We start from the raw sequence: 200 nt of genomic DNA, 5'->3' as shown, positions 1-200 counted from the left end.
GGATCAACCGGAGTAACGGGATCAACAGGAGAAACCGGACCAACAGGTGTAACAGGAGTAACGGGATCAACAGGAGAAACAGGTCCAACAGGAGAAACCGGAGAAACAGGAGCAACAGGACCAACAGGAGCAACAGGAGCAACCGGAGCAACAGGAGCAACAGGAGAAACGGGATCAACAGGAGCAACAGGATCAACCGG

The 200-nt window shown here is 53.5% G+C and carries 1 protein-coding gene; it reads left to right on the top strand.

Annotation, left to right across the window (positions count from 1 at the left end):
- Window positions 1-200 (top strand): hypothetical protein (locus AXI57_RS20755; RefSeq protein ID WP_202906618.1); only part of this gene is annotated, 200 nt, incomplete at both ends.

Origin of the sequence: Bacillus atrophaeus (genome assembly GCF_001584335.1) — a bacterium.
Lineage (GTDB): Bacteria > Bacillota > Bacilli > Bacillales > Bacillaceae > Bacillus > Bacillus atrophaeus.
The sequence above is the reverse complement of the archived record's forward strand: the minus strand, read 5'-3'. Positions and strand labels throughout refer to the sequence as shown.